The organism is Photorhabdus sp. RM322S, assembly GCF_042879395.1.
GTDB classification, from domain to species: Bacteria; Pseudomonadota; Gammaproteobacteria; order Enterobacterales; family Enterobacteriaceae; genus Photorhabdus; species Photorhabdus khanii.
In genome coordinates this window covers 12,489-31,568 of the sequence record NZ_JBHFKW010000030.1, presented here as the reverse complement: position 1 = coordinate 31,568, position 19,080 = coordinate 12,489, and the positions used below count along the sequence as shown (strand labels likewise).

The window sequence follows — 19,080 nt, the reverse complement described above, 5'->3', positions numbered from 1 at the left end:
TATCTATAGGCATGTTCAGCGTTGACTCTCTTTTTTCCGCACCAGATAGCGATAAGGTGTCTGTTCCGTTTCTTGCGCAACAAGCTGATGCTCCATAAAACGGCAGAAACCGGGAATATCACGCGTGGTTGCCGGATCATCAGCAAGAATTAATAACATCTGCCCTGCTTCCATATGACGTACGGTTTTCCGTACCATCATCACAGGTTCAGGACAACGAAGTCCTTGTGTATCAAGAGTCTTATCTGGATTGGTAAAAATATCTGGCATAACTATCTCTGTAATTTCAGGTAACTTATGACGGTGGATTATATTATAAAAAAGCTATCAAAAATTAACTTTACAGGCAGACATTTTGATTTTTCAGGCAACAGACGTATCATACGAAGCGCCGTCAGCTAAAGCGGCAGCTATTTCATTGGGTTCCCTCACCCCATTATCCAAAAAGGTACAATATGCTTTTATTAACTACAGCTAAGCGGCAACGAACGACTACTTTGATTTGGCTTTCGTTATTTCATATCCTGATTATTACTTCCAGTAATTATCTGGTGCAATTACCTGTCTCTATTTTTGGTTTTCATACCACCTGGGGAGCTTTTACTTTCCCATTTATCTTTCTTGCAACAGATTTGACTGTTCGTATCTACGGCGCACCACTGGCAAGGCGAATCATTACTACCGTTATGATCCCTGCATTACTGATCTCTTATATTATTTCAGCCCTCTTCTTCCAAGGAATGTGGCAAAAGTTTGCCGCGCTGTCTGAATTCAATCTATTTATTGCCCGTATTGCTTGTGCCAGCTTTATGGCCTATTCACTTGGGCAAATACTGGATGTATATGTCTTTAATCGCCTGCGCCAAAAACGTAACTGGTGGGTCGCTCCCGCCGTCGCCATGTTCCTTGGCAATCTGCTGGATACTCTTGCCTTCTTCTTTATCGCCTTCTACCGCAGTACCGATGCCTTCATGGCCGCTAACTGGGTCGAGATTGGGTTAGTGGATTACTGCTTTAAGCTATTAATATGCTTGATCTTTTTCCTGCCAGCTTACGGTATTTCACTGAACCTGATTCTGAAGTATTTTTTCGCTTACCCGGCTGGCAATGCTCATATCCAGGTTCGCTGATTTTCATCTACCTGGCAGATACCGGGCATAGATCAAAAAAATGCATATTTCCCGCGATAAAACGGGTATAACAACTTTATTTATCCATAATCAACCATTACTTTTTATCATACGGTGTTAGTCTGTTAAGTAATTAAGTACTTTTTTCATCCGAAGCCAATTTCCTGGTCTGTCACATTCTGCTCCCTGTTTGTCAGGAAGATTTATATAGCAAACAGACATTAAGTTTCCACAAAAGGAGTATTTTTATGTTGAAAGTTATTCAATCTCCAGCCAAATATATTCAGGGGCCTGATGCCCTGCTCCATATTGGTAAATACACAAAAACTATCGCCGACCATGTTTTTGTTATTATCGGTAACTCTGCTATGAAATTAGTGGGAGATACTGTTTATAGCAGCCTGGAAGAATCTGATGTTACCAGCCATTTTGAAGTGTTTGGCGGTGAATGTAGCCGTAGTGAAATTCAGCGCCTGTCTGACATGCTTAAAAAGCATGAATGCCAGGCTGTTATTGGCATCGGTGGCGGTAAAGTACAAGATACCGCAAAAGTAGTTGCTCACGAATCCAAATTACCTCTTCTGATTGCACCAACTATCGCCTCTACTAACGCCCCAGCCAGCGCTCTCTCTGTTGTTTATACCGATGACGGCGAATATGAGGACTATCTGTTTTTCCCAACCAATCCAGATATTGTACTGATTGATACCAGTATTATTGCTAAAGCCCCAACCCGCTTCCTGATTGCCGGCATTGGCGACGCACTGGCAACTTACTTCGAAGCACGCGTCTGCCATGCCGGCCATAAGCCTAGAATGACCGGTGGTGGAATATCCCGCACGGCGATGGCTCTTTCCCATCTCTGTTACGAAACTTTAGTAGAAGAAGGTTATAAAGCAAAACTGGCTGTTGAGGTAGGAGTCAGTACACCTGCAGTGGAAAATGTTATCGAAGCCATTACTTATTTGAGTGGTCTGGGCTTTGAAAATACGGGTGTCGCTGCCGCTCATTCCGTACACAACGGCTTTACTGTATTGGAGGAATGCCACCATATGTATCACGGCGAAAAAGTCGCTTTCGGGGTATTGGTTCAACTAGTGCTGGAGAATAGCCCAAATGAAGAATTGGATACTTTACTTGATTTCTGCGTGCAGATCGGTCTACCGATTACGTTAGATCAACTTGGCGTGAAAGATGGTGAAAAACTGAAAGAGAAAGTGATGGCAGTGGCGCAAGCCAGTTGTGTTGAAGGTGAAACCATTCACAACATGCCTTTTGAAGTGACACCGGAAAAAGTGTATGCCGCTATTCTTACTGCTGACCGCATGGGGCGTGACTGGCTGTATTAAACCAGAAAAGAGCGGGGAAACTTCCCGCTCTTATTTTGTTCGGACAACCGGAGTTCGGAATGAAAAAGCTGATAAATAACGCACTGACCAAAACCAGTGCGTCAGATAGACAAATGCGTCGACGTTATTCAGGCCAAAAATTCTCATCCAATATTTGCTCAAATGTCCAAAGGCAGGTTACAGGAAATACATTCTGATTAATCATCGTCTCCTTTTCTGCTAATCGACGAGCAGCAATGTAGGCTTTTTCCAAATGCTCATCCAACTTATTTCTCAGACTGGGAGATTCTTTCAAACATTCAGTAGCCTTATCCCTCTGCTCCTCAATAGTCAATTCCCAGCTGCGCCCCCGGCGATTTGCCTGATATTTCCATTTCAACAAGTGTGCGAGTAAAATCTCCAGCCGGGACCGTAGTTCTCTGCGCTCACTTCGCCCCATCGCTTCTATTTCCTCAAGAAGATTTTCAGTATCCAGTTGCTCAAGATGACCAGAACGAAGCAAACTTGCCTGCTCCTGCGTCCAGCCATAAAAGTCACTGTCATAACGTGTTGTCATGATTCCTCCATTGGCATACCAGCTATACAATTGTGTAGCTGATTTAGTCTGTCAAATTATAACCACACCGTCAAAGTAATATATCATCGTTAAAATCGATTAACGGCTCATTTCCTATAGATTGCAGTGGAAAAATCAACACCGAAGTTTCCTTCGTCTGGAATAATGCATAAAACGCACTGACCAAAGCCAGTGCGTCAAGATAAACAAATGCGTCGGCGTTATTCAGGCCAAAAATTCTCATCCATGATTTGCTCAAACGTCCAGGGGCAAGTTTCAGGGAATACACTGCGTCTAATATTAGTTTCCCGCTCTGCGGCAATAATGGCATCACCATAAGCATCAGAGAAAATTTCACTAAGTTCTGATCTTAGGCTAGGATTTTTTTTAAGACGGCGAGCTATTTTCCTTCGTTGCTCTTCAATCGTCAATTTCCAACTTCTGCCTTGCCGTTCAGACTGAAATCGCCATTTTAGAAGGTGGAGAAACAGCACTTCAAGACGAGATTCCAGCTCGTTTCTTTGGCTATTTCCCATACTTTCTATTTCCTCCGAAAGGTTTTCCGTGTCCAATTGACTCAAATTGCCGGAACGAAGCAAACTTGCCTGCTCCTGCGTCCAGCCATAAAAGTCACTGTCATAACGTGTTGTCATGGTTCCTCCACTGGCATACCAGCTATACAATTGTGTAGCTGATTTAGTCTGTCAAATTATAACCACACCGTCAAAGTAATATATCATCGTTAAAATCGATTAACGGCTCATTTCCTATGATGACATCCATTTCTCTGTCACAGGAAAACTGCCCATCATGCATAACGACTTTCCAACCAGATTACTAGCTAATAATGTTCTTATCCTAAATAGAACAGGCAAAAAACTGAGGTTTTTGTTTGATAAAGAACAATAACGAACCAAAAACGCTCACCAACAATTAAGTAAAGCTCGTTATTGTGACAGTAGTCACAATTTCATTGGTAAAGTACGTTTTAAAAAGTTAACAAATCACTCAAAATCACCGCCAAGGCAAAACGATTTTAACAACTGAGTCTTGTCTCACAGATAGGTTGGGTTATTTCGACTATCATAATTTTCGTTATGGAAAATAATCACTTACAAAACCTCTCACTTTCCCATCCGGTGGCATTAGTCAACCGGTGAGTTGTTCACATAACCAAAAAGCCATCGGAGGCAAAATATGTTAAGTATTTTCAAGCCGGCGCTTCATAAGCCCCGACTGCCAACACAACAGATAGATCCACTCTATCGTCGCCTACGCTGGCAAATTTTTATGGGTATTTTCCTTGGTTATGCCGCTTACTATTTAGTAAGGAAGAACTTTGCACTTGCAATGCCTTATCTGATTGAACAAGGTTTTTCCAAAGGAGATCTTGGTCTCGCGCTATCAGGGATCTCTATCGCATACGGCTTCTCCAAATTCATCATGGGCTCCATATCCGACCGTTCTAACCCGCGAGTCTTTTTACCGGCGGGTCTGATTCTCGCTGCGGCTGTCATGCTGTTTATGGGCTTTGTACCCTGGGCGACTTCCAGTATCGCTGTTATGTTTGTGCTGCTGTTCATGTGTGGTTGGTTTCAGGGTATGGGTTGGCCTCCCTGCGGCCGTACTATGGTGCACTGGTGGTCACAGAAAGAACGTGGCGGGATCGTCTCCGTCTGGAACTGTGCGCATAATGTCGGTGGTGGTTTACCTCCATTATTATTCCTGCTGGGCATGGCGTGGTTTAATGACTGGAAAGCCGCCCTTTATATGCCAGCGTTCGCCGCAATTCTCGTTGCACTGATCGCTTTTGCCTTAATGCGTGACACACCACAATCCTGTGGCTTGCCATCAATTGAAGAACATAAAAACGACTACCCGTCTGATTACACAGAGAAAAACGAAGAAGAATTAACAGCCAAGCAGATCTTCATGCAGTATGTATTACCGAACAAACTACTGTGGATGGTCGCTATGGCTAACGTGTTTGTTTATCTGCTGCGTTACGGTGTTCTTGATTGGTCACCAACCTATCTGCGTGAGGTCAAGCATTTCGCACTGGATAAATCTTCATGGGCTTACTTCCTGTACGAATATGCCGGTATCCCAGGTACATTACTGTGTGGCTGGATGTCAGACAAAGTATTTAAAGGTAACCGTGGTGCAACAGGCGTATTCTTTATGACATTAGTCACTATCGCAACTGTCGTATTCTGGCTGAACCCAGCCGGTAATCCAACTGTAGACATGGCTTGTATGTTGATTATTGGCTTCCTTATCTACGGCCCAGTTATGCTGACAGGTCTGCACGCTCTTGAGTTGGCACCGAAGAAAGCTGCCGGTACAGCCGCCGGCTTCACCGGCTTATTTGGTTACTTAGGTGGCTCCGTTGCAGCAAGTGCTATCGTCGGCTATACCGTTGACTTCTTCGGCTGGGACAGCGGTTTTATGGTGATGATTGGTGGTAGTATCCTGGCCGTTATTCTATTACTGATTGTCATGATCACAGAAAACAAACATAAACAGGAATTAGCCCGTCAGTATGGCTAATCACTGTCACTAAACTGTGATATATCACTGATAATATAACAAGCCGCGATATTATTTATGTCGCGGCTTTTCAATTTGTAAACTAAGAGATTGCCAGCAAGCAGCATTATTAATATAACAAGACAAGCAGCTTAATAGGATTGATTTTTACCTCATCGCTAAAACGGAGAAAAAACAATATGCAAACTCCAATCAAAACAATAGTCACAGGCATGATTTTAGCATCATCTATTTCGGTCATAGCGCAGGCGGCAGATAAGATTGTTATCGCTCATCGCGGTGCAAGCGGATACTTACCGGAACACACCCTGCCTGCTAAAGCTATGGCTTACGCCGAGGGTGCTGATTATCTGGAACAAGACTTGGTTATGACTAAAGATAACGAGCTGGTGGTATTACATGATCATTACCTTGATCGTGTGACTGACGTTGCAAATAAGTTTCCTGACCGAGCCCGTCAGGACGGCCGTTACTATGCCATTGATTTTACCCTGCCTGAAATCAAATCACTGAAATTCACAGAAGGCTTTGATATCAAAAATGGCCAACAGATACAAAGCCATGCAAACCGTTTCCCGATGTGGAAATCTGATTTTCGGATCCACACTTTTCAAGAAGAGATTGAGTTTGTTCAAGGGTTGAATAAATCAACGGGTAAAAATATCGGTATCTACTCTGAAATCAAAGCACCGTGGTTCCATCGGCAAGAGGGCAAAGATATTTCCACTCAGGTGCTGGCAGTATTGAAAGAATATGGTTACACCAAGAAAAGCGATAAAGTTTATCTGCAATGTTTTGATGCCAACGAACTCAAGCGGATTAAAAACGAGCTTGAACCTAAGCTGGGCATGGATTTGAAACTGGTTCAACTTATCGCCTATACCAACTGGAATGAAACCTATGAACAAAAATCAAACGGCAAATGGGTAAATTACAGCTATGATTGGATGTTCAAACTAGGGGCAATGAAAGAAGTGGCACAATATGCCGATGGTATTGGCCCTGATTACCATATGGTTATATCGGAAGATTCCACACCAACCAATATTAAATTAACCGGTATGGTGAAAGATGCCCACGCTAATAATATGGAAGTCCATCCATACACCATTCGGGTTGATGCACTTCCTAAATATGCCACCAACGGCGATCAACTTTTCGATATTATTTATAACCAAGCGGATGTAGACGGCGTATTTACCGATTTTCCTGATTTAGGTGTGAAATTCCTACAAAAACAGCATCAACATAAGTGAGACAGATGCAAGCAGGGCGTCTTAATCAACGCCCTATTGTTTTATGCCTTATTTACCGAAAAGGCAATGACATCACTGAGCCTTTCTGCGCCTAAAGCCAGCATCACCAGACGATCAATGCCAAGTGCCACACCTGCACACTCAGGTATCCCCTGTTTCAGAGCGCCAATCAAGTTTTCATCAATCGGCCGGACAGGTAAACCCAGCTCCGCACGTTTACGGTTATCCTGTTCAAAACGCTGACGTTGTTCATCACCATCAGTCAGTTCACGGAAACCATTTGCCAGCTCAACACCTTTGAAATAGACTTCAAAACGCTCTGCAACCCGATGATCTTCTTTACTGATTTCCGCCAAAGAAGCTTGAGAAGCAGGAAAATGGTAGATAAAAGTTGGCTTTTCAGTACCAATATGCGGTTCAACACCGACGGCAAACAAAAGTTGCAACAAAATATCCCGATCTTCCTCTGTATCAGCAATATTGCTCAGATCCAGTTTAGCGGCTACTTCACGCAATTTTTCTTTCTCTGCGGACAACGGGTCAATATCCAGATAACGCAGAAAAGCCTGCTGATAAGAGAGTGGCTCTGCACTTTCACAGTCCAAAATCTGCTGAAGTAAGTCATCAACCTCATTTATCAGACGATACATATCATAGTGAGGCCGATACCATTCCAGCATGGTAAATTCAGGATTATGATAACGACCCGCTTCTTCGTTACGGAAACAGCGGCTGATCTGATAAATAGGGCCACTTCCTGCCGCCAGCAGGCGTTTCATGTGAAATTCCGCACTTGTCATCAGATATAGAGTCATGCCATCTGCGGCGCCTGGACCAACAAACTCTGTCTGAAAAGAAAACAATTGAATATCAGTCACTGTAGACTGCCCCATCGCAGGTGTTTCAACTTCTAGTACCCCACGTTCTGCGAAAAAGCGTCGTATTTCTGCTAAAATAGCCGCCCGTTTCAACAAGTTGGCGATAGGTGCACTTGGCTGCCAGTTTGCTGTTTCGCTCATGTAAATGACTCCAAAATAAAACAAAACATGCAGTCTACCTGCATCACACATATCAGACAAATTATTACCGACTGATCATCCCGGAACAACTTAAATTGCCTTACCTCAAAACTACAGCAAATTTGCTATAGCCAGATATATCATTATCAGCTACCTGCCGAAATATTATCGTCAAATAAATACTAAAGTCATGAGAGATTTTACTTAATCACGACAAAAACGATGCTAGCCAAAATCACTATCTACTCAAACAGAGTTATCAATTTAAATTGGCAAAATACGTCTATATCAGTCTTATCCGGCTTAATATAATTAAGACCATTTATGTTAATCCGACTCAAATATTTTCCATTATCTGCCTGCAATGCGATAGTGTGATCTGATAGTGCCATCATATTCTATTGTCACATTTATTTATTAAATAACCACGAGTTATTTTCACATTTAAATTAAAAAAACCATAAGTCAAATAAAAAACATTCAAAATTATTAATTACAATATTATAAATAATTCTAAGAGAACATCTTTAACGTTTTATTTTATAATAAGTAATTATCCTTTTTCACTTAGTGTTATTAAATTACTCATCATATTATTTTAAAAATAAGAAAGAACACGTTTTTATAATATCGTTGAATTTGCATAATTTTTATATCAATACACAAATATGGGATAAGTCAAATTTACATTGAATAGCTTGAATGTTCAGCACCATAATTTCATACTATCATTATACTCAAACAACCGTTCTACAACCCAATTCTGGGTGACTAATTCCTGTCTCAGATCATGTTTTAGTGATCAAATCGGACAAAACACCCTTTCATATCAAATTTCCCTCGCTTGCCATTCGCTATACTTAATCCCACACAAAAAGTAACAAATAGCTATCCTTAATCGTTAAAGCACCGGATTTTACCTATAGAATCCTACTATATGAGAAACAATAACAACAACATTCAGGAAAGTTACCGACACTTTTATTTACTAACTCATTTCACTTAAACAATGGAGAAGCACAGTGCAAACCTTTAATGCCGATCTCGCTATCATCGGAGCCGGGGGAGCAGGTCTACGTGCCGCAATTGCCGCAGCTGAGGCCAATCCTCAAATGAAGATTGCTTTAATCTCAAAAGTCTACCCAATGCGTAGCCACACGGTGGCAGCAGAAGGCGGATCAGCGGCAGTCACTCAAGCTCACGACTCCTACGATTTCCATTTCAATGACACTGTATCCGGTGGTGACTGGCTGTGTGAACAAGATGTTGTTGAATACTTTGTCGAACATTGTCCGACAGAAATGATCCAACTGGAGCAATGGGGCTGTCCGTGGAGCCGTAGAGAAGATGGTTCTGTCAATGTGCGTCGTTTCGGTGGTATGAAGATAGAGCGCACTTGGTTCGCGGCGGATAAAACCGGCTTCCACATGCTGCATACCCTATTCCAGACTTCTCTGAAATCCCCCCAAATCCAACGTTTTGATGAACATTTTGTCCTCGACATTTTGGTAGATGAAGGGCAGGTACATGGCTTGGTTGCACTGAATATGATGGAAGGCACCAAAATTCAGATCCGGGCCAATGCTGTTATTATGGCGACCGGTGGTGCAGGCCGTGTATACCGCTACAACACGAACGGCGGTATCGTAACGGGTGATGGTATGGGCATGGCATTCCGTCATGGCGTACCACTGCGTGATATGGAATTTGTTCAGTATCACCCAACTGGCCTGCCAGGTTCCGGTATCCTGATGACCGAAGGTTGTCGTGGTGAAGGTGGGATTCTGGTCAACAAGGATGGTTACCGCTATTTACAAGATTATGGCCTCGGCCCTGAAACCCCACAGGGCAAACCTGAAAACAAATATATGGAACTAGGTCCCCGTGACAAAGTTTCTCAGGCTTTTTGGCATGAATGGCGTGCCGGTCGTACTATTTCCACTCAGCGTGGCGACGTGGTTTATCTGGATCTGCGCCATCTGGGTGAGAAGAAATTACTTGAGCGTCTGCCCTTTATCTGCGAACTGGCAAAAACCTATGTTGGCGTTGATCCGGTTAAAGAACCCATTCCGGTTCGCCCTACCGCACACTACACTATGGGCGGTATTGAAACTGACCAGAAATGTGAAACCCGCATTAGAGGTCTGTTCGCTGTCGGTGAATGTTCTTCTGTCGGTCTACATGGTGCAAATCGTCTTGGTTCCAATTCTCTGGCTGAACTGGTGGTCTTTGGTCGTCTGGCTGGTGAAGAAGCAGTTAAACACGCTCAACAAGCCAAATCTGTCAATAACCGCGCACTGGATGCCCAGGCAAGTGATGTAGCTGCGCGTTTGAACAACTTGCTGAAACAGGAAGGAACGGAAAGTTGGTCGAAGATCCGTGATGAAATGGGTATCTCTATGGAGGAAGGCTGCGGCATTTACCGTACCCCTGAACTCATGCAGAAAACGATTGATAAGATTGCTGAGCTGAAAGATCGCTTCAAACACGTGAATATCACTGATAAAACCAGTGTTTTCAACACTGATCTGCTGTACACCATTGAGCTTGGCTTTGGTCTGGATGTAGCCGAATGTATGATTCATTCTGCGATAAACCGTAAAGAGTCCCGGGGGGCGCATCAACGTCTAGATACAGGTTGTACCGAGCGTGATGATGAAAATTTCCTGAAACATACGCTGGCTTTCTATCACTCTGAAAGTGCACCTCGTCTGGAATACAGTGACGTAAAAATTACCAAATCCACTCCAGCGAAACGAGTATACGGCGGTGAAGCAGCGGCACAAGAAAAAAAGGAGCAGGCGAATGGCTGATATGAAAACACTGAGAATGGAGGTCATGCGTTACAACCCGGAAAATGATGCTGAACCTCATTCTACAACCTATGAGGTTCCTTACGATGAACAGACCTCGTTACTTGATGCGTTAGGTTACATTAAAGACAATCTGGCCGCCGACCTCTCTTACCGCTGGTCCTGCCGGATGGCTATCTGTGGCTCTTGCGGCATGATGGTTAACCGTGTGCCGAAACTGGCCTGTAAAACCTTCCTGCGTGACTATCCACAAGGTATGAAAGTTGAAGCGCTGGCTAACTTTCCTATTGAGCGTGACCTGGTAGTGGATATGACTCACTTTATTGAAAGTCTGGAAGCTATCAAACCATACATTATCGGAAATGATCGTAAACCTTCTGAAGGTCCGAACATTCAGACTCCGGCACAAATGGCAAAATATCATCAGTTTTCTGGTTGTATCAACTGTGGCCTTTGCTATGCCGCTTGCCCTCAGTTCGGTTTGAACCCTGAGTTTATCGGACCGGCAGCAATTACTCTGGCTCACCGTTACAATCTTGATAACCGTGACCACGGTAAGAAGGAACGTATGCCACAACTTAACAGCCAGAATGGGGTATGGAGCTGTACTTTCGTCGGCTATTGTTCTGAAATCTGCCCAAAACATGTCGATCCGGCTGCCGCTATTCAACAAGGCAAGATCGAAAGTGCAAAAGACTTCATGATCGCCATGCTGAAACCACAATAAAGGGGAGAAATAGTACAATGACTACCAAACGTAAACCTTATGTCCGCGGCATAGCTCCCAACTGGTGGCAGAAACTGGACTTTTATCGCTTCTATATTCTGCGTGAAAGTACTGCGGTTACGACTGTGTGGTTCAGTATCTTGCTGATATGCGGTGTATTCGCTCTAAAAGGTGGTGCACAAAGCTGGAATGGATTCGTCACCTTCTTGCAAAACCCAGTTATCCTACTGATTAACATCGTCACTCTACTGGGCACTCTGCTACACACCAAAACGTGGTTTGAACTGGCACCAAAGGCAGCTAACGTAGTGATAAAAGGTGAAAAAATGGGACCTGAACCCATAATCAAGCTGTTATGGGCCGTCACTATTATTGTCACCGCTATGATCTTAGGCATAGCCTTACTTTAACCCCAAGGAGAATCTGATGAATCAAATACCTAAACGTTCCGATGAACCGATTTTCTGGGGATTATTTGGTGCTGGGGGTATGTGGGGCGCAATTGTGGCTCCAGCCATTATCTTACTGGTAACTATCCTATTACCACTGGGAATAGCACCGGAAGCGTTAAGCTATGAAAGAATTTTGGTTTTCTGTCAGAGCTTGATTGGTCGTGCTTTCTTATTACTAATGATTACTCTGCCGCTATGGTGCGGTTTACACCGTATTCATCACGGTATGCATGACCTGAAAATTCATGTCCCAGCAGGTAAATGGGTTTTCTACGGTCTGGCAGCGATCCTGAGTGTTGTCGCTATCATCGCTGTTTTCACTCTGTAATTGGCAAAGCAGTCGCCGAAGTATGAGGAAGGTACTGATGACAATAGCGTAAAAACTCATGAGTAAATGCGCGGCGGCACATCATCTGGATAAGTTTTAAATCATACTGCTCTGATATTGGACTTTCTGATTGCTTGTTTGTGCCCCGCCAATCATATGAAGCTATCGCAAAAGGCCAGCGTACCGCTCACAGGGTAGGGGTGAATCTCATTAACCAACCGCACTGCCAACCTGTAAGACGCTATATTTAACCTTTGGAGTGCGGTTTAAAATTAACTAGCCAGTTTCAGACCAATAATACCGGCAACAATCAGGACGAGGCTCAATACTCTGGCAAGGCTTGCTGACTCACCCAAAACCATAATGCCAAAAATGGCGGTACCTACTGCGCCTACTCCAGTCCATACGGCATAGGCTGTGCCCACTGGTAAGCCTTTCATTGCATAAGCGAGCATCCCTACACTGATAGCCATAGCACCGGCAGTAATAAGACTTGGTGTCAAGCGGGTAAAACCATGAGTGTATTTCAGGCCAACCGCCCAAATAACTTCAAACAAACCAGCGATAATAAGAATAAACCAGGACATATCAACGCCCATAGAGTTGTGGGGTCGTCCCCGAAAAACCGAAGTATATCCAGGTCGTCCCGAATAACTATTAGAAATGAAGGCAGATTATAATCGTGTAAGAGTGTGGTATCAATAAAATAATATTACAGCAGTCTGAAGACATAAATAGCTATTGCCTTCCACATTAATTAAAGAAAAACCGCAGCCTGTTGCCCAGAACGGCGGTTTTTACCGAATACAACCAGCGGTTATTTTACGCGGGAAACATATTCGCCAGAACGAGTATCCACTTTAATCACCTCACCGATTTGTACGAACAGAGGTACTTTTACCACAGCACCAGTGCTCAGGGTTGCTGGTTTACCACCCGTACCCGCAGTGTCACCTTTCAGACCTGGATCAGTCTCAGTGATTTCCAATTCAACAAAGTTCGGTGGCGTTACAGAGATAGGCTGACCATTCCATAGCGTCAGGATACACTCAGCCTGCTCAACCAACCATTTCGCATTCTCTCCAACCGCTTTTTCATCAGCGGCTAACTGCTCGAAGGTTTCGTTGTTCATAAAGTGCCAAAACTCACCATCGTTATACAGGTAAGTCAGGTTCATATCCATTACGTCTGCGGCATCTACAGAGTCAGTAGACTTGAACGTTTTTTCTAGTAGTTTGCCGGAAATCAGCTTACGAATACGAGTACGGGCAAACGCCTGGCCTTTGCCCGGCTTAACAAATTCACTCTCAATAACAGAGCATGGCTCGCCATCTAACATGATTTTAAGACCTGAACGGAATTCGTTGGTACTATAAGTAGCCATGGAGACCCTCTAATTTAAACAAAATGGCTTTGCCAAAAAATGGCGCATATTATAACCCCAAAGATCCTCATCAGAGAAGACTGGTTGAAACAACTTACAGATGTTATTACTGATCCTGACGAATTATTACAATTATTGTCGTTACATGAACACCCGGAGCTAGCCAAAGGGAGTGGCGCTCGTCGGCTGTTTCCACTACGAGTACCCAGAGCCTTTGCTGCCCGTATGCAAGCAAACGATCCTAATGATCCGTTGTTACTACAGGTCATAACGACACCAGAAGAATTTACGCTTACACCTGGTTTTTCCACCGATCCTCTGGATGAACAGCGAAGTGCCGTTCCCGGTTTATTGCATAAATACCGTAACCGCGCACTGCTGCTGGTTAAAGGAGGATGCGCGGTTAACTGCCGTTACTGCTTCCGCCGTCATTTCCCATACGAGGATAACAAAGGTAATAAGCGCAACTGGCAGCAAGCGTTAAATTATATTCAACAGCATCCTGAGCTTGATGAGATTATCTTCTCTGGCGGCGATCCGTTAATGGCAAAAGATCATGAATTGGACTGGTTGATCAGCAACCTGGAAAAAATTTCCCATATCAAACGACTACGTATTCACACCCGTTTGCCTGTGGTTATCCCCGCCAGGATCACAACAACACTTTGCGATCGGCTGTCACAATCGAGATTACAAGTGATCATGGTGACGCATATCAATCATGCTAATGAGATCGACCCATCCTTACAGAGCAGTATGATGATGCTAAAACAAGCAGGCATCACGTTACTAAACCAAAGTGTATTATTACGCGGTATCAATAATCACTCTGATATTCTGGCTGATCTGAGCAACGCTCTGTTTGATGCGGGGATTCTGCCCTATTACATTCATGTACTGGATAAAGTACAAGGAGCCACTCATTTTATGGTCAGTGATGAGGAAGCCAGAGAGCTTATCCGGGAATTGCTGACAAAAGTTTCAGGTTATCTGGTGCCACGTCTGGCAAGGGAGATAGGCGGAGAACCGAGTAAGACGCCATTAGATTTGGGACTAAGGCAAAATTAACAGAAAATTCATGCCCGGATGCTTTTCAGCCGGGCATGTCATTCAAATCCAGAATACAATTACTGACATTTATAGACTTGACCAATCATTTTACTATCCAGTGGAACAAAGCTCGATAACAGGCTTTCACTTGGGCTGGTTACACCATAAATCACATTTCCGCCCATAGCTGCGGCTTTATTGCGTAAATCATTAGCCGCACCACGCATTGAGCTACTCTCATTACTTACGCCAGTCATCCAGTTACTTTGAGTACCTGCCACTTCACCTAATAACTGGCACTCACTGCCTGGCTTAGTATCAACAAAACGAACCTGTGAACCGCCGGAAGTTAATTGATTTGTGGCTGTACACCCTGCTAACAGTAACAATGCTGAAGCACTGAGCAAAACTTTAATTCGCATTTCTTTCCCCATTTATCGTTGGAAATTTCACAACTAATCATCAATATACCTTGTTGTACACCAATATCGCAAAACAAATAATTTATAAAGGAACCCTTAAGATGAAGTGTTTAAGCCAGAAACTTTTTGCACCAGTATGAATTCAGCAAAAAATAGAGAGAATAGCCGAATAGATAATATGGATAAACTATTTATCTCATGAAAATTAATTAGCTGGTTAGTACATTGACTATTTTATATCGTATGAAAACAGAAAAATAAGTGACATCCGTTACATTCATAGTACAAGCACAAAAATGAGCCTGTAATTTAATTAACTCCATTTGATTTTTTATCGAGAAATTATATGACATTACATCTTATGGAAAGCCACCCATTAAGGTATTTAGATATTATATTCATCTAGGTTTTACATGGACTTGATTATATTTAAATAATTACTACTTTTTCAATCACTACTCTAATGGATTAAATATAATGGTATTTTTTATATTAAATACCTGAAGATTTTCTGTTTTTCAATTGTCACAGTGACAGCTGACATATCGGGGATAATACATCACTGTATCAAACACGATTATAAAGGAACTATTAACAACAGAGTGTAAAAGTGATCATTAACTGCCGTTCACTAATATGGAACATGAGTTAAGAAAGAGGTGTCGCATTTAGTCAGAAATACCGAAAATAGTATCCATTGACACCATGATAACACCCAATCAGGCATTTTCATGATGTCATATTTTGCAGTTATCACTCCTCATCACCAATGTGGATATTCTCTGTCAGATAGTCCAAAAATACCCGAACTCGTGATGGGAATTGGCGACCTGGACCAACAAAAACCGCATATATCTTTTCCTCATCACCAGGATTATAATTTTCGAGTACAGGTAGCAACAGACCAGCCTGAATATCGGCACTCACATGGAAACGTGCCAGACGTGCTAAACCAAGTCCGGCTATCGCAGCTTTGCGCATGGTTTCTCCATCACCGAGCAACAAATTTCCTGAAGGCAGTTGTTGCACCCGCTCTTCTGAATCGATGAAAGGCCAAGCTTTCACATGGCGGGTAAAGCCAAAACCGAGCCGATTGTAGCGACCAAGGTCTCCAGGCGTAGAAGGTATCCCCATCCTTTCAAGGTATGAAGGAGCTCCTACCACAACCATTCGGCTTGAACCCAACCGCCGCACCATAAGACGCGGGTCGTCCAGAGGACCAACGCGAATCGCCACATCACTGCGATCATCAAGTAAATCCACTATCAAGTCGCACAATGAGATGTCGAGTGTGATCTCCGGGTAGCGTTGCAGAAAATCCGGCAACAAAGGCATCAAGCAGTGTTTTCCAAACGCAACATGGCAATGCACGCGTATTCGTCCACGAGGCGCCGCACCCTGATTTGCTTCTTGTTCAGCGGCTACGATGTCCTCCAAAATCCTAATACTGCGCTCATAGAAAACAGAGCCCTCAGATGTTAACTGAAGCTTACGTGTCGTTCTATTCAGCAACCGTACACCGAGTCGTATCTCTAGTCGATTGATAAGCTTACTGACTGCTGATGGCGTCATACCGAGCTTGCGAGCAGCAGCAGAGAGGCTTTCCGACTCAATTACCTGAACGAATACAGCCATTTCTGTAGATCTATTGAATTTGTGCATAGATATTTGAATTTTTTTCCAAAATCCTATGAATAAATGAATTCTAGTCTAATAAGCTCGTTTTTTCTAAAGTTAAAGATATATTTTTACTACGACAACCCGGCAGCTTTAGTGTTTGCCCTTTCCAAAAGACGCCTAATTTTGGGGTTCACCACCGGGAATCGACCCGTTAAGTTTCCTCCTATGGGCAGTTAATTTTGATAAAAGAGGAAATTCTCTGCGAGAGTCAGTGGATTATTTGCACAAGGTATGGTCAGGAAAGCGGCTACTATCTGAATTTGTCATTTGATCCAGAACTGCCCCCAATCCCGTACCGATTCGAAGCAAAGATAGACGGAAACCTTTAATTGTTTACTTACGAAAACCCTACACTACAGGGGTTGACTATCAGGGATGCACCTACGGCATTCGATCTATTGCTTGAAATGCTTGACGAACTTGCTGAGGATACCCTCTCTTAATCTTAGCTCACAATTAAGGCAAGGTACTCTATAGAAGTATCAATATATCTGACACGGGACGGGTCACAAGAATTTACCGAGATCGTGAATTGCAACTTCGTGGTGGGGAAAATCGCTATTGTCACAGCCAGTGACTTATTTTGAGTTTGAATTGAAACACCACACAACTATTCAGCTTGTTGTGGCATGTTTTCTATAAAAAAGCGTGTGAGCAGAATTAACCTGCTCACACAAGACGTATAGTTACATCAAAGCAATGCGACTTTCGTCACATTACATCATGCCGCCCATACCGCCCATGCCACCCATACCGCCTGCTGCACCTAAATCAGCTTTATCATCTTTAGGCAGGTCAGTCACCATACATTCAGTAGTGATCATCAGGCCAGCGATAGATCCTGCGAATTGCAGTGCAGAACGGGTCACTTTGGTTGGATCCAAAATACCCATTTCGATCATATTGCCATACTGTTCAGTAGTCGCGTTATAACCGTAGTTGCCTTCACCTGCTTTCACGTTGTTCGCGATAACAGAGGGTTCTTCACCTGCGTTGTCAACGATCTGACGCAAAGGTGCTTCCATTGCGCGCATTGCAACACGGATACCTACGTTTTGATCTTCGTTGTCGCCTTTCAGGCCAGCAATTGAAGCGGCAACGCGAACCAGAGCAACACCACCACCAGCAACCACGCCTTCTTCTACTGCTGCACGGGTTGCATGCAGAGCATCGTCAACACGGGCGCGTTTTTCTTTCATCTCAACTTCTGTTGCAGCACCCACTTTGATAACAGCAACACCGCCAGCCAGTTTAGCCAAGCGCTCTTGCAGTTTTTCACGGTCGTAATCAGAAGTGGATTCTCCGACCTGCTGACGAATCTGAGAAACACGGCCATCAATTGCCACTTTTTCGCCAACACCATCAATGATAGTTGTGGTGTCTTTGTTGATAACGATACGTTTTGCCTGACCCAGATCTTCCAGAGTGGCTTTTTCCAACTCCAGACCGATCTCTTCAGAGATAACGATACCGTTAGTCAGAACAGCGATATCCTGCAACATAGCTTTACGGCGGTCACCGAAGCCAGGCGCTTTAACCGCAGCAACTTTTACGATGCCACGCATAGTGTTAACAACCAGAGTTGCCAGTGCTTCGCCTTCAACATCTTCAGCAACAATCAGCAAAGGCTTACTTGCCTTAGCTACGCCTTCAAGAACTGGCAACAGTTCACGGATATTGGAGATTTTTTTATCTACCAGAAGAATATATGGGTTTTCTAACTCAATAGAACCGTTTTCTGGTTTATTGATGAAATAAGGAGAGAGGTAGCCACGGTCGAACTGCATGCCTTCAACGACATCCAGTTCATCTTCCAGGCCTGTACCTTCTTCAACGGTGATTACACCTTCTTTACCGACTTTCTTCATCGCTTCTGCGATCAATTTACCCACAGTTTCGTCGGAATTAGCGGAGATAGTCCCTACCTGAGCAATAGAGGTGGAATCTGAGCAAGGTACGGACAGCTTTTTCAGTTCTGCAACTGCGGCAATCACAGCTTTATCAATACCACGTTTCAGATCCATTGGGTTCATGCCAGCGGCTACGGCTTTCAGACCTTCAGTAACAATAGACTGAGCCAATACAGTTGCAGTGGTTGTACCGTCACCCGCAGCATCATTCGCTTTAGAGGCAACTTCTTTCACCATCTGAGCACCCATGTTTTCGAACTTGTCTTCCAGTTCAATTTCACGAGCAACAGAAACGCCGTCTTTAGTGATTGCAGGCGCACCAAAAGATTTATCCAGAACAACGTTACGGCCTTTAGGGCCCAGGGTTACTTTTACTGCATCAGCAAGAATATTCACACCACGTAGCATCTTAACGCGAGCGTCGCTACCAAATTTTACGTCTTTAGCTGCCATT

At 43.6% G+C, this 19,080-nt stretch carries 19 protein-coding genes; 9 read left to right on the top strand and 10 right to left on the bottom strand.

All coding sequences use genetic code 11. The features are described 5' to 3' along the window. Positions 1-15: 15 nt before the first annotated feature. Positions 16-270, bottom strand: coding sequence for a sulfurtransferase TusA (gene tusA / locus ACGF63_RS16795; protein WP_036844486.1), 255 nt, complete (start codon positions 268-270; stop codon positions 16-18). Between the two features lie 185 nt (positions 271-455). On the opposite strand from tusA, the gene ACGF63_RS16790 reads away from it, so the two are divergent. Both ACGF63_RS16790 and ACGF63_RS16785 read left to right on the top strand, forming a co-directional pair. Then, the gene (locus tag ACGF63_RS16790; protein WP_152962674.1) at positions 456-1,130 is read left to right on the top strand and encodes a 7-cyano-7-deazaguanine/7-aminomethyl-7-deazaguanine transporter; all 675 of its coding nucleotides are present in this window, start codon (positions 456-458) and stop codon (positions 1,128-1,130) included. A gap of 248 nt (positions 1,131-1,378) precedes the next feature. Continuing rightward, on the top strand, positions 1,379-2,479 hold the full coding sequence (locus tag ACGF63_RS16785) for a glycerol dehydrogenase (RefSeq protein WP_152962675.1): 1,101 nt from the start codon (positions 1,379-1,381) through the stop codon (positions 2,477-2,479). Between the two features lie 124 nt (positions 2,480-2,603). Here ACGF63_RS16785 and ACGF63_RS16780 read toward each other — a convergent pair whose 3' ends face one another. The 3 genes from ACGF63_RS16780 to ACGF63_RS16770 form a co-directional block, all read right to left on the bottom strand. After that, positions 2,604-3,035 carry a DUF29 domain-containing protein gene (locus tag ACGF63_RS16780; RefSeq protein WP_036844492.1) on the bottom strand — a complete coding sequence of 144 codons (432 nt, stop codon included), beginning with the start codon at positions 3,033-3,035 and terminating at the stop codon, positions 2,604-2,606. A 70-nt stretch (positions 3,036-3,105) separates the two neighbouring features. Beyond that, positions 3,106-3,279, bottom strand: a complete 174-nt coding sequence (locus ACGF63_RS16775) for a hypothetical protein (protein WP_152962676.1) — start codon at positions 3,277-3,279, stop codon at positions 3,106-3,108. Further along, entirely contained in the window at positions 3,257-3,688 is a 432-nt protein-coding gene (locus tag ACGF63_RS16770; RefSeq protein ID WP_036844494.1) for a DUF29 domain-containing protein, read from the bottom strand. Before ACGF63_RS16770 ends, ACGF63_RS16775 begins: the two co-directional genes overlap by 23 nt. A 544-nt stretch (positions 3,689-4,232) precedes the next feature. Between ACGF63_RS16770 and glpT the strand changes: the two genes are divergently transcribed. Together glpT and glpQ are read left to right on the top strand one after the other, a co-directional pair. After that, complete coding sequence (glpT, locus tag ACGF63_RS16765) at positions 4,233-5,585, top strand: glycerol-3-phosphate transporter (protein ID WP_152962677.1); 1,353 nt, start codon at positions 4,233-4,235, stop codon at positions 5,583-5,585. 179 nt (positions 5,586-5,764) lie between these two features. After that, positions 5,765-6,841 carry a glycerophosphodiester phosphodiesterase gene (glpQ, locus tag ACGF63_RS16760; protein ID WP_387632167.1) on the top strand — a complete coding sequence of 359 codons (1,077 nt, stop codon included), beginning with the start codon at positions 5,765-5,767 and terminating at the stop codon, positions 6,839-6,841. A gap of 41 nt (positions 6,842-6,882) precedes the next feature. On the opposite strand, the gene epmA is transcribed toward glpQ, so the two are convergent. After that, positions 6,883-7,860 (bottom strand): elongation factor P--(R)-beta-lysine ligase, encoded by a 978-nt coding sequence (epmA, locus tag ACGF63_RS16755; RefSeq protein WP_152962679.1) that lies wholly within the window; start codon positions 7,858-7,860, stop codon positions 6,883-6,885. Positions 7,861-8,882: 1,022 nt separating this feature from the next. On the opposite strand from epmA, the gene frdA reads away from it, so the two are divergent. From frdA to frdD, 4 genes are read left to right on the top strand one after another with little or no spacing between them, the layout of a single operon-like run. Beyond that, positions 8,883-10,673 (top strand): fumarate reductase (quinol) flavoprotein subunit, encoded by a 1,791-nt coding sequence (gene frdA / locus ACGF63_RS16750; protein ID WP_387632165.1) that lies wholly within the window; start codon positions 8,883-8,885, stop codon positions 10,671-10,673. Further along, entirely contained in the window at positions 10,666-11,400 is a 735-nt protein-coding gene (locus ACGF63_RS16745) for a succinate dehydrogenase/fumarate reductase iron-sulfur subunit (RefSeq protein WP_036844505.1), read from the top strand. The genes frdA and ACGF63_RS16745 overlap by 8 nt, the downstream gene beginning before the upstream one ends. A 17-nt stretch (positions 11,401-11,417) precedes the next feature. Next, positions 11,418-11,810, top strand: coding sequence for a fumarate reductase subunit FrdC (frdC, locus tag ACGF63_RS16740; protein WP_387632162.1), 393 nt, complete (start codon positions 11,418-11,420; stop codon positions 11,808-11,810). Positions 11,811-11,826: 16 nt separating this feature from the next. Further along, positions 11,827-12,180: a fumarate reductase subunit FrdD gene (frdD, locus tag ACGF63_RS16735; RefSeq protein ID WP_387632160.1), complete on the top strand. Its 354-nt coding sequence runs from the start codon at positions 11,827-11,829 to the stop codon at positions 12,178-12,180. Positions 12,181-12,452: 272 nt separating this feature from the next. Here the strand turns inward: frdD and sugE are convergent, their stop codons facing one another. Further along, a complete protein-coding gene (gene sugE / locus ACGF63_RS16730) occupies positions 12,453-12,767 on the bottom strand; it encodes a quaternary ammonium compound efflux SMR transporter SugE (protein ID WP_036844732.1) in 315 nt (104 codons plus the stop codon). Positions 12,768-12,997: 230 nt separating this feature from the next. Then, positions 12,998-13,564: an elongation factor P gene (gene efp / locus ACGF63_RS16725; protein ID WP_036844513.1), complete on the bottom strand. Its 567-nt coding sequence runs from the start codon at positions 13,562-13,564 to the stop codon at positions 12,998-13,000. Between the two features lie 39 nt (positions 13,565-13,603). On the opposite strand from efp, the gene epmB reads away from it, so the two are divergent. Next, positions 13,604-14,632, top strand: a complete 1,029-nt coding sequence (epmB, locus tag ACGF63_RS16720; RefSeq protein ID WP_387632155.1) for an EF-P beta-lysylation protein EpmB — start codon at positions 13,604-13,606, stop codon at positions 14,630-14,632. A 59-nt stretch (positions 14,633-14,691) separates the two neighbouring features. Here the strand turns inward: epmB and ACGF63_RS16715 are convergent, their stop codons facing one another. The 3 genes from ACGF63_RS16715 to groL form a co-directional block, all read right to left on the bottom strand. Continuing rightward, positions 14,692-15,036: a DUF4156 domain-containing protein gene (locus ACGF63_RS16715; RefSeq protein ID WP_021324342.1), complete on the bottom strand. Its 345-nt coding sequence runs from the start codon at positions 15,034-15,036 to the stop codon at positions 14,692-14,694. A 753-nt stretch (positions 15,037-15,789) separates the two neighbouring features. Continuing rightward, positions 15,790-16,671: a LysR family transcriptional regulator gene (locus ACGF63_RS16710; RefSeq protein ID WP_241826110.1), complete on the bottom strand. Its 882-nt coding sequence runs from the start codon at positions 16,669-16,671 to the stop codon at positions 15,790-15,792. Positions 16,672-17,432: 761 nt separating this feature from the next. Continuing rightward, positions 17,433-19,079 carry a chaperonin GroEL gene (groL, locus tag ACGF63_RS16705; RefSeq protein ID WP_023044634.1) on the bottom strand — a complete coding sequence of 549 codons (1,647 nt, stop codon included), beginning with the start codon at positions 19,077-19,079 and terminating at the stop codon, positions 17,433-17,435. Between the last annotated feature and the right edge of the window lies 1 nt (position 19,080).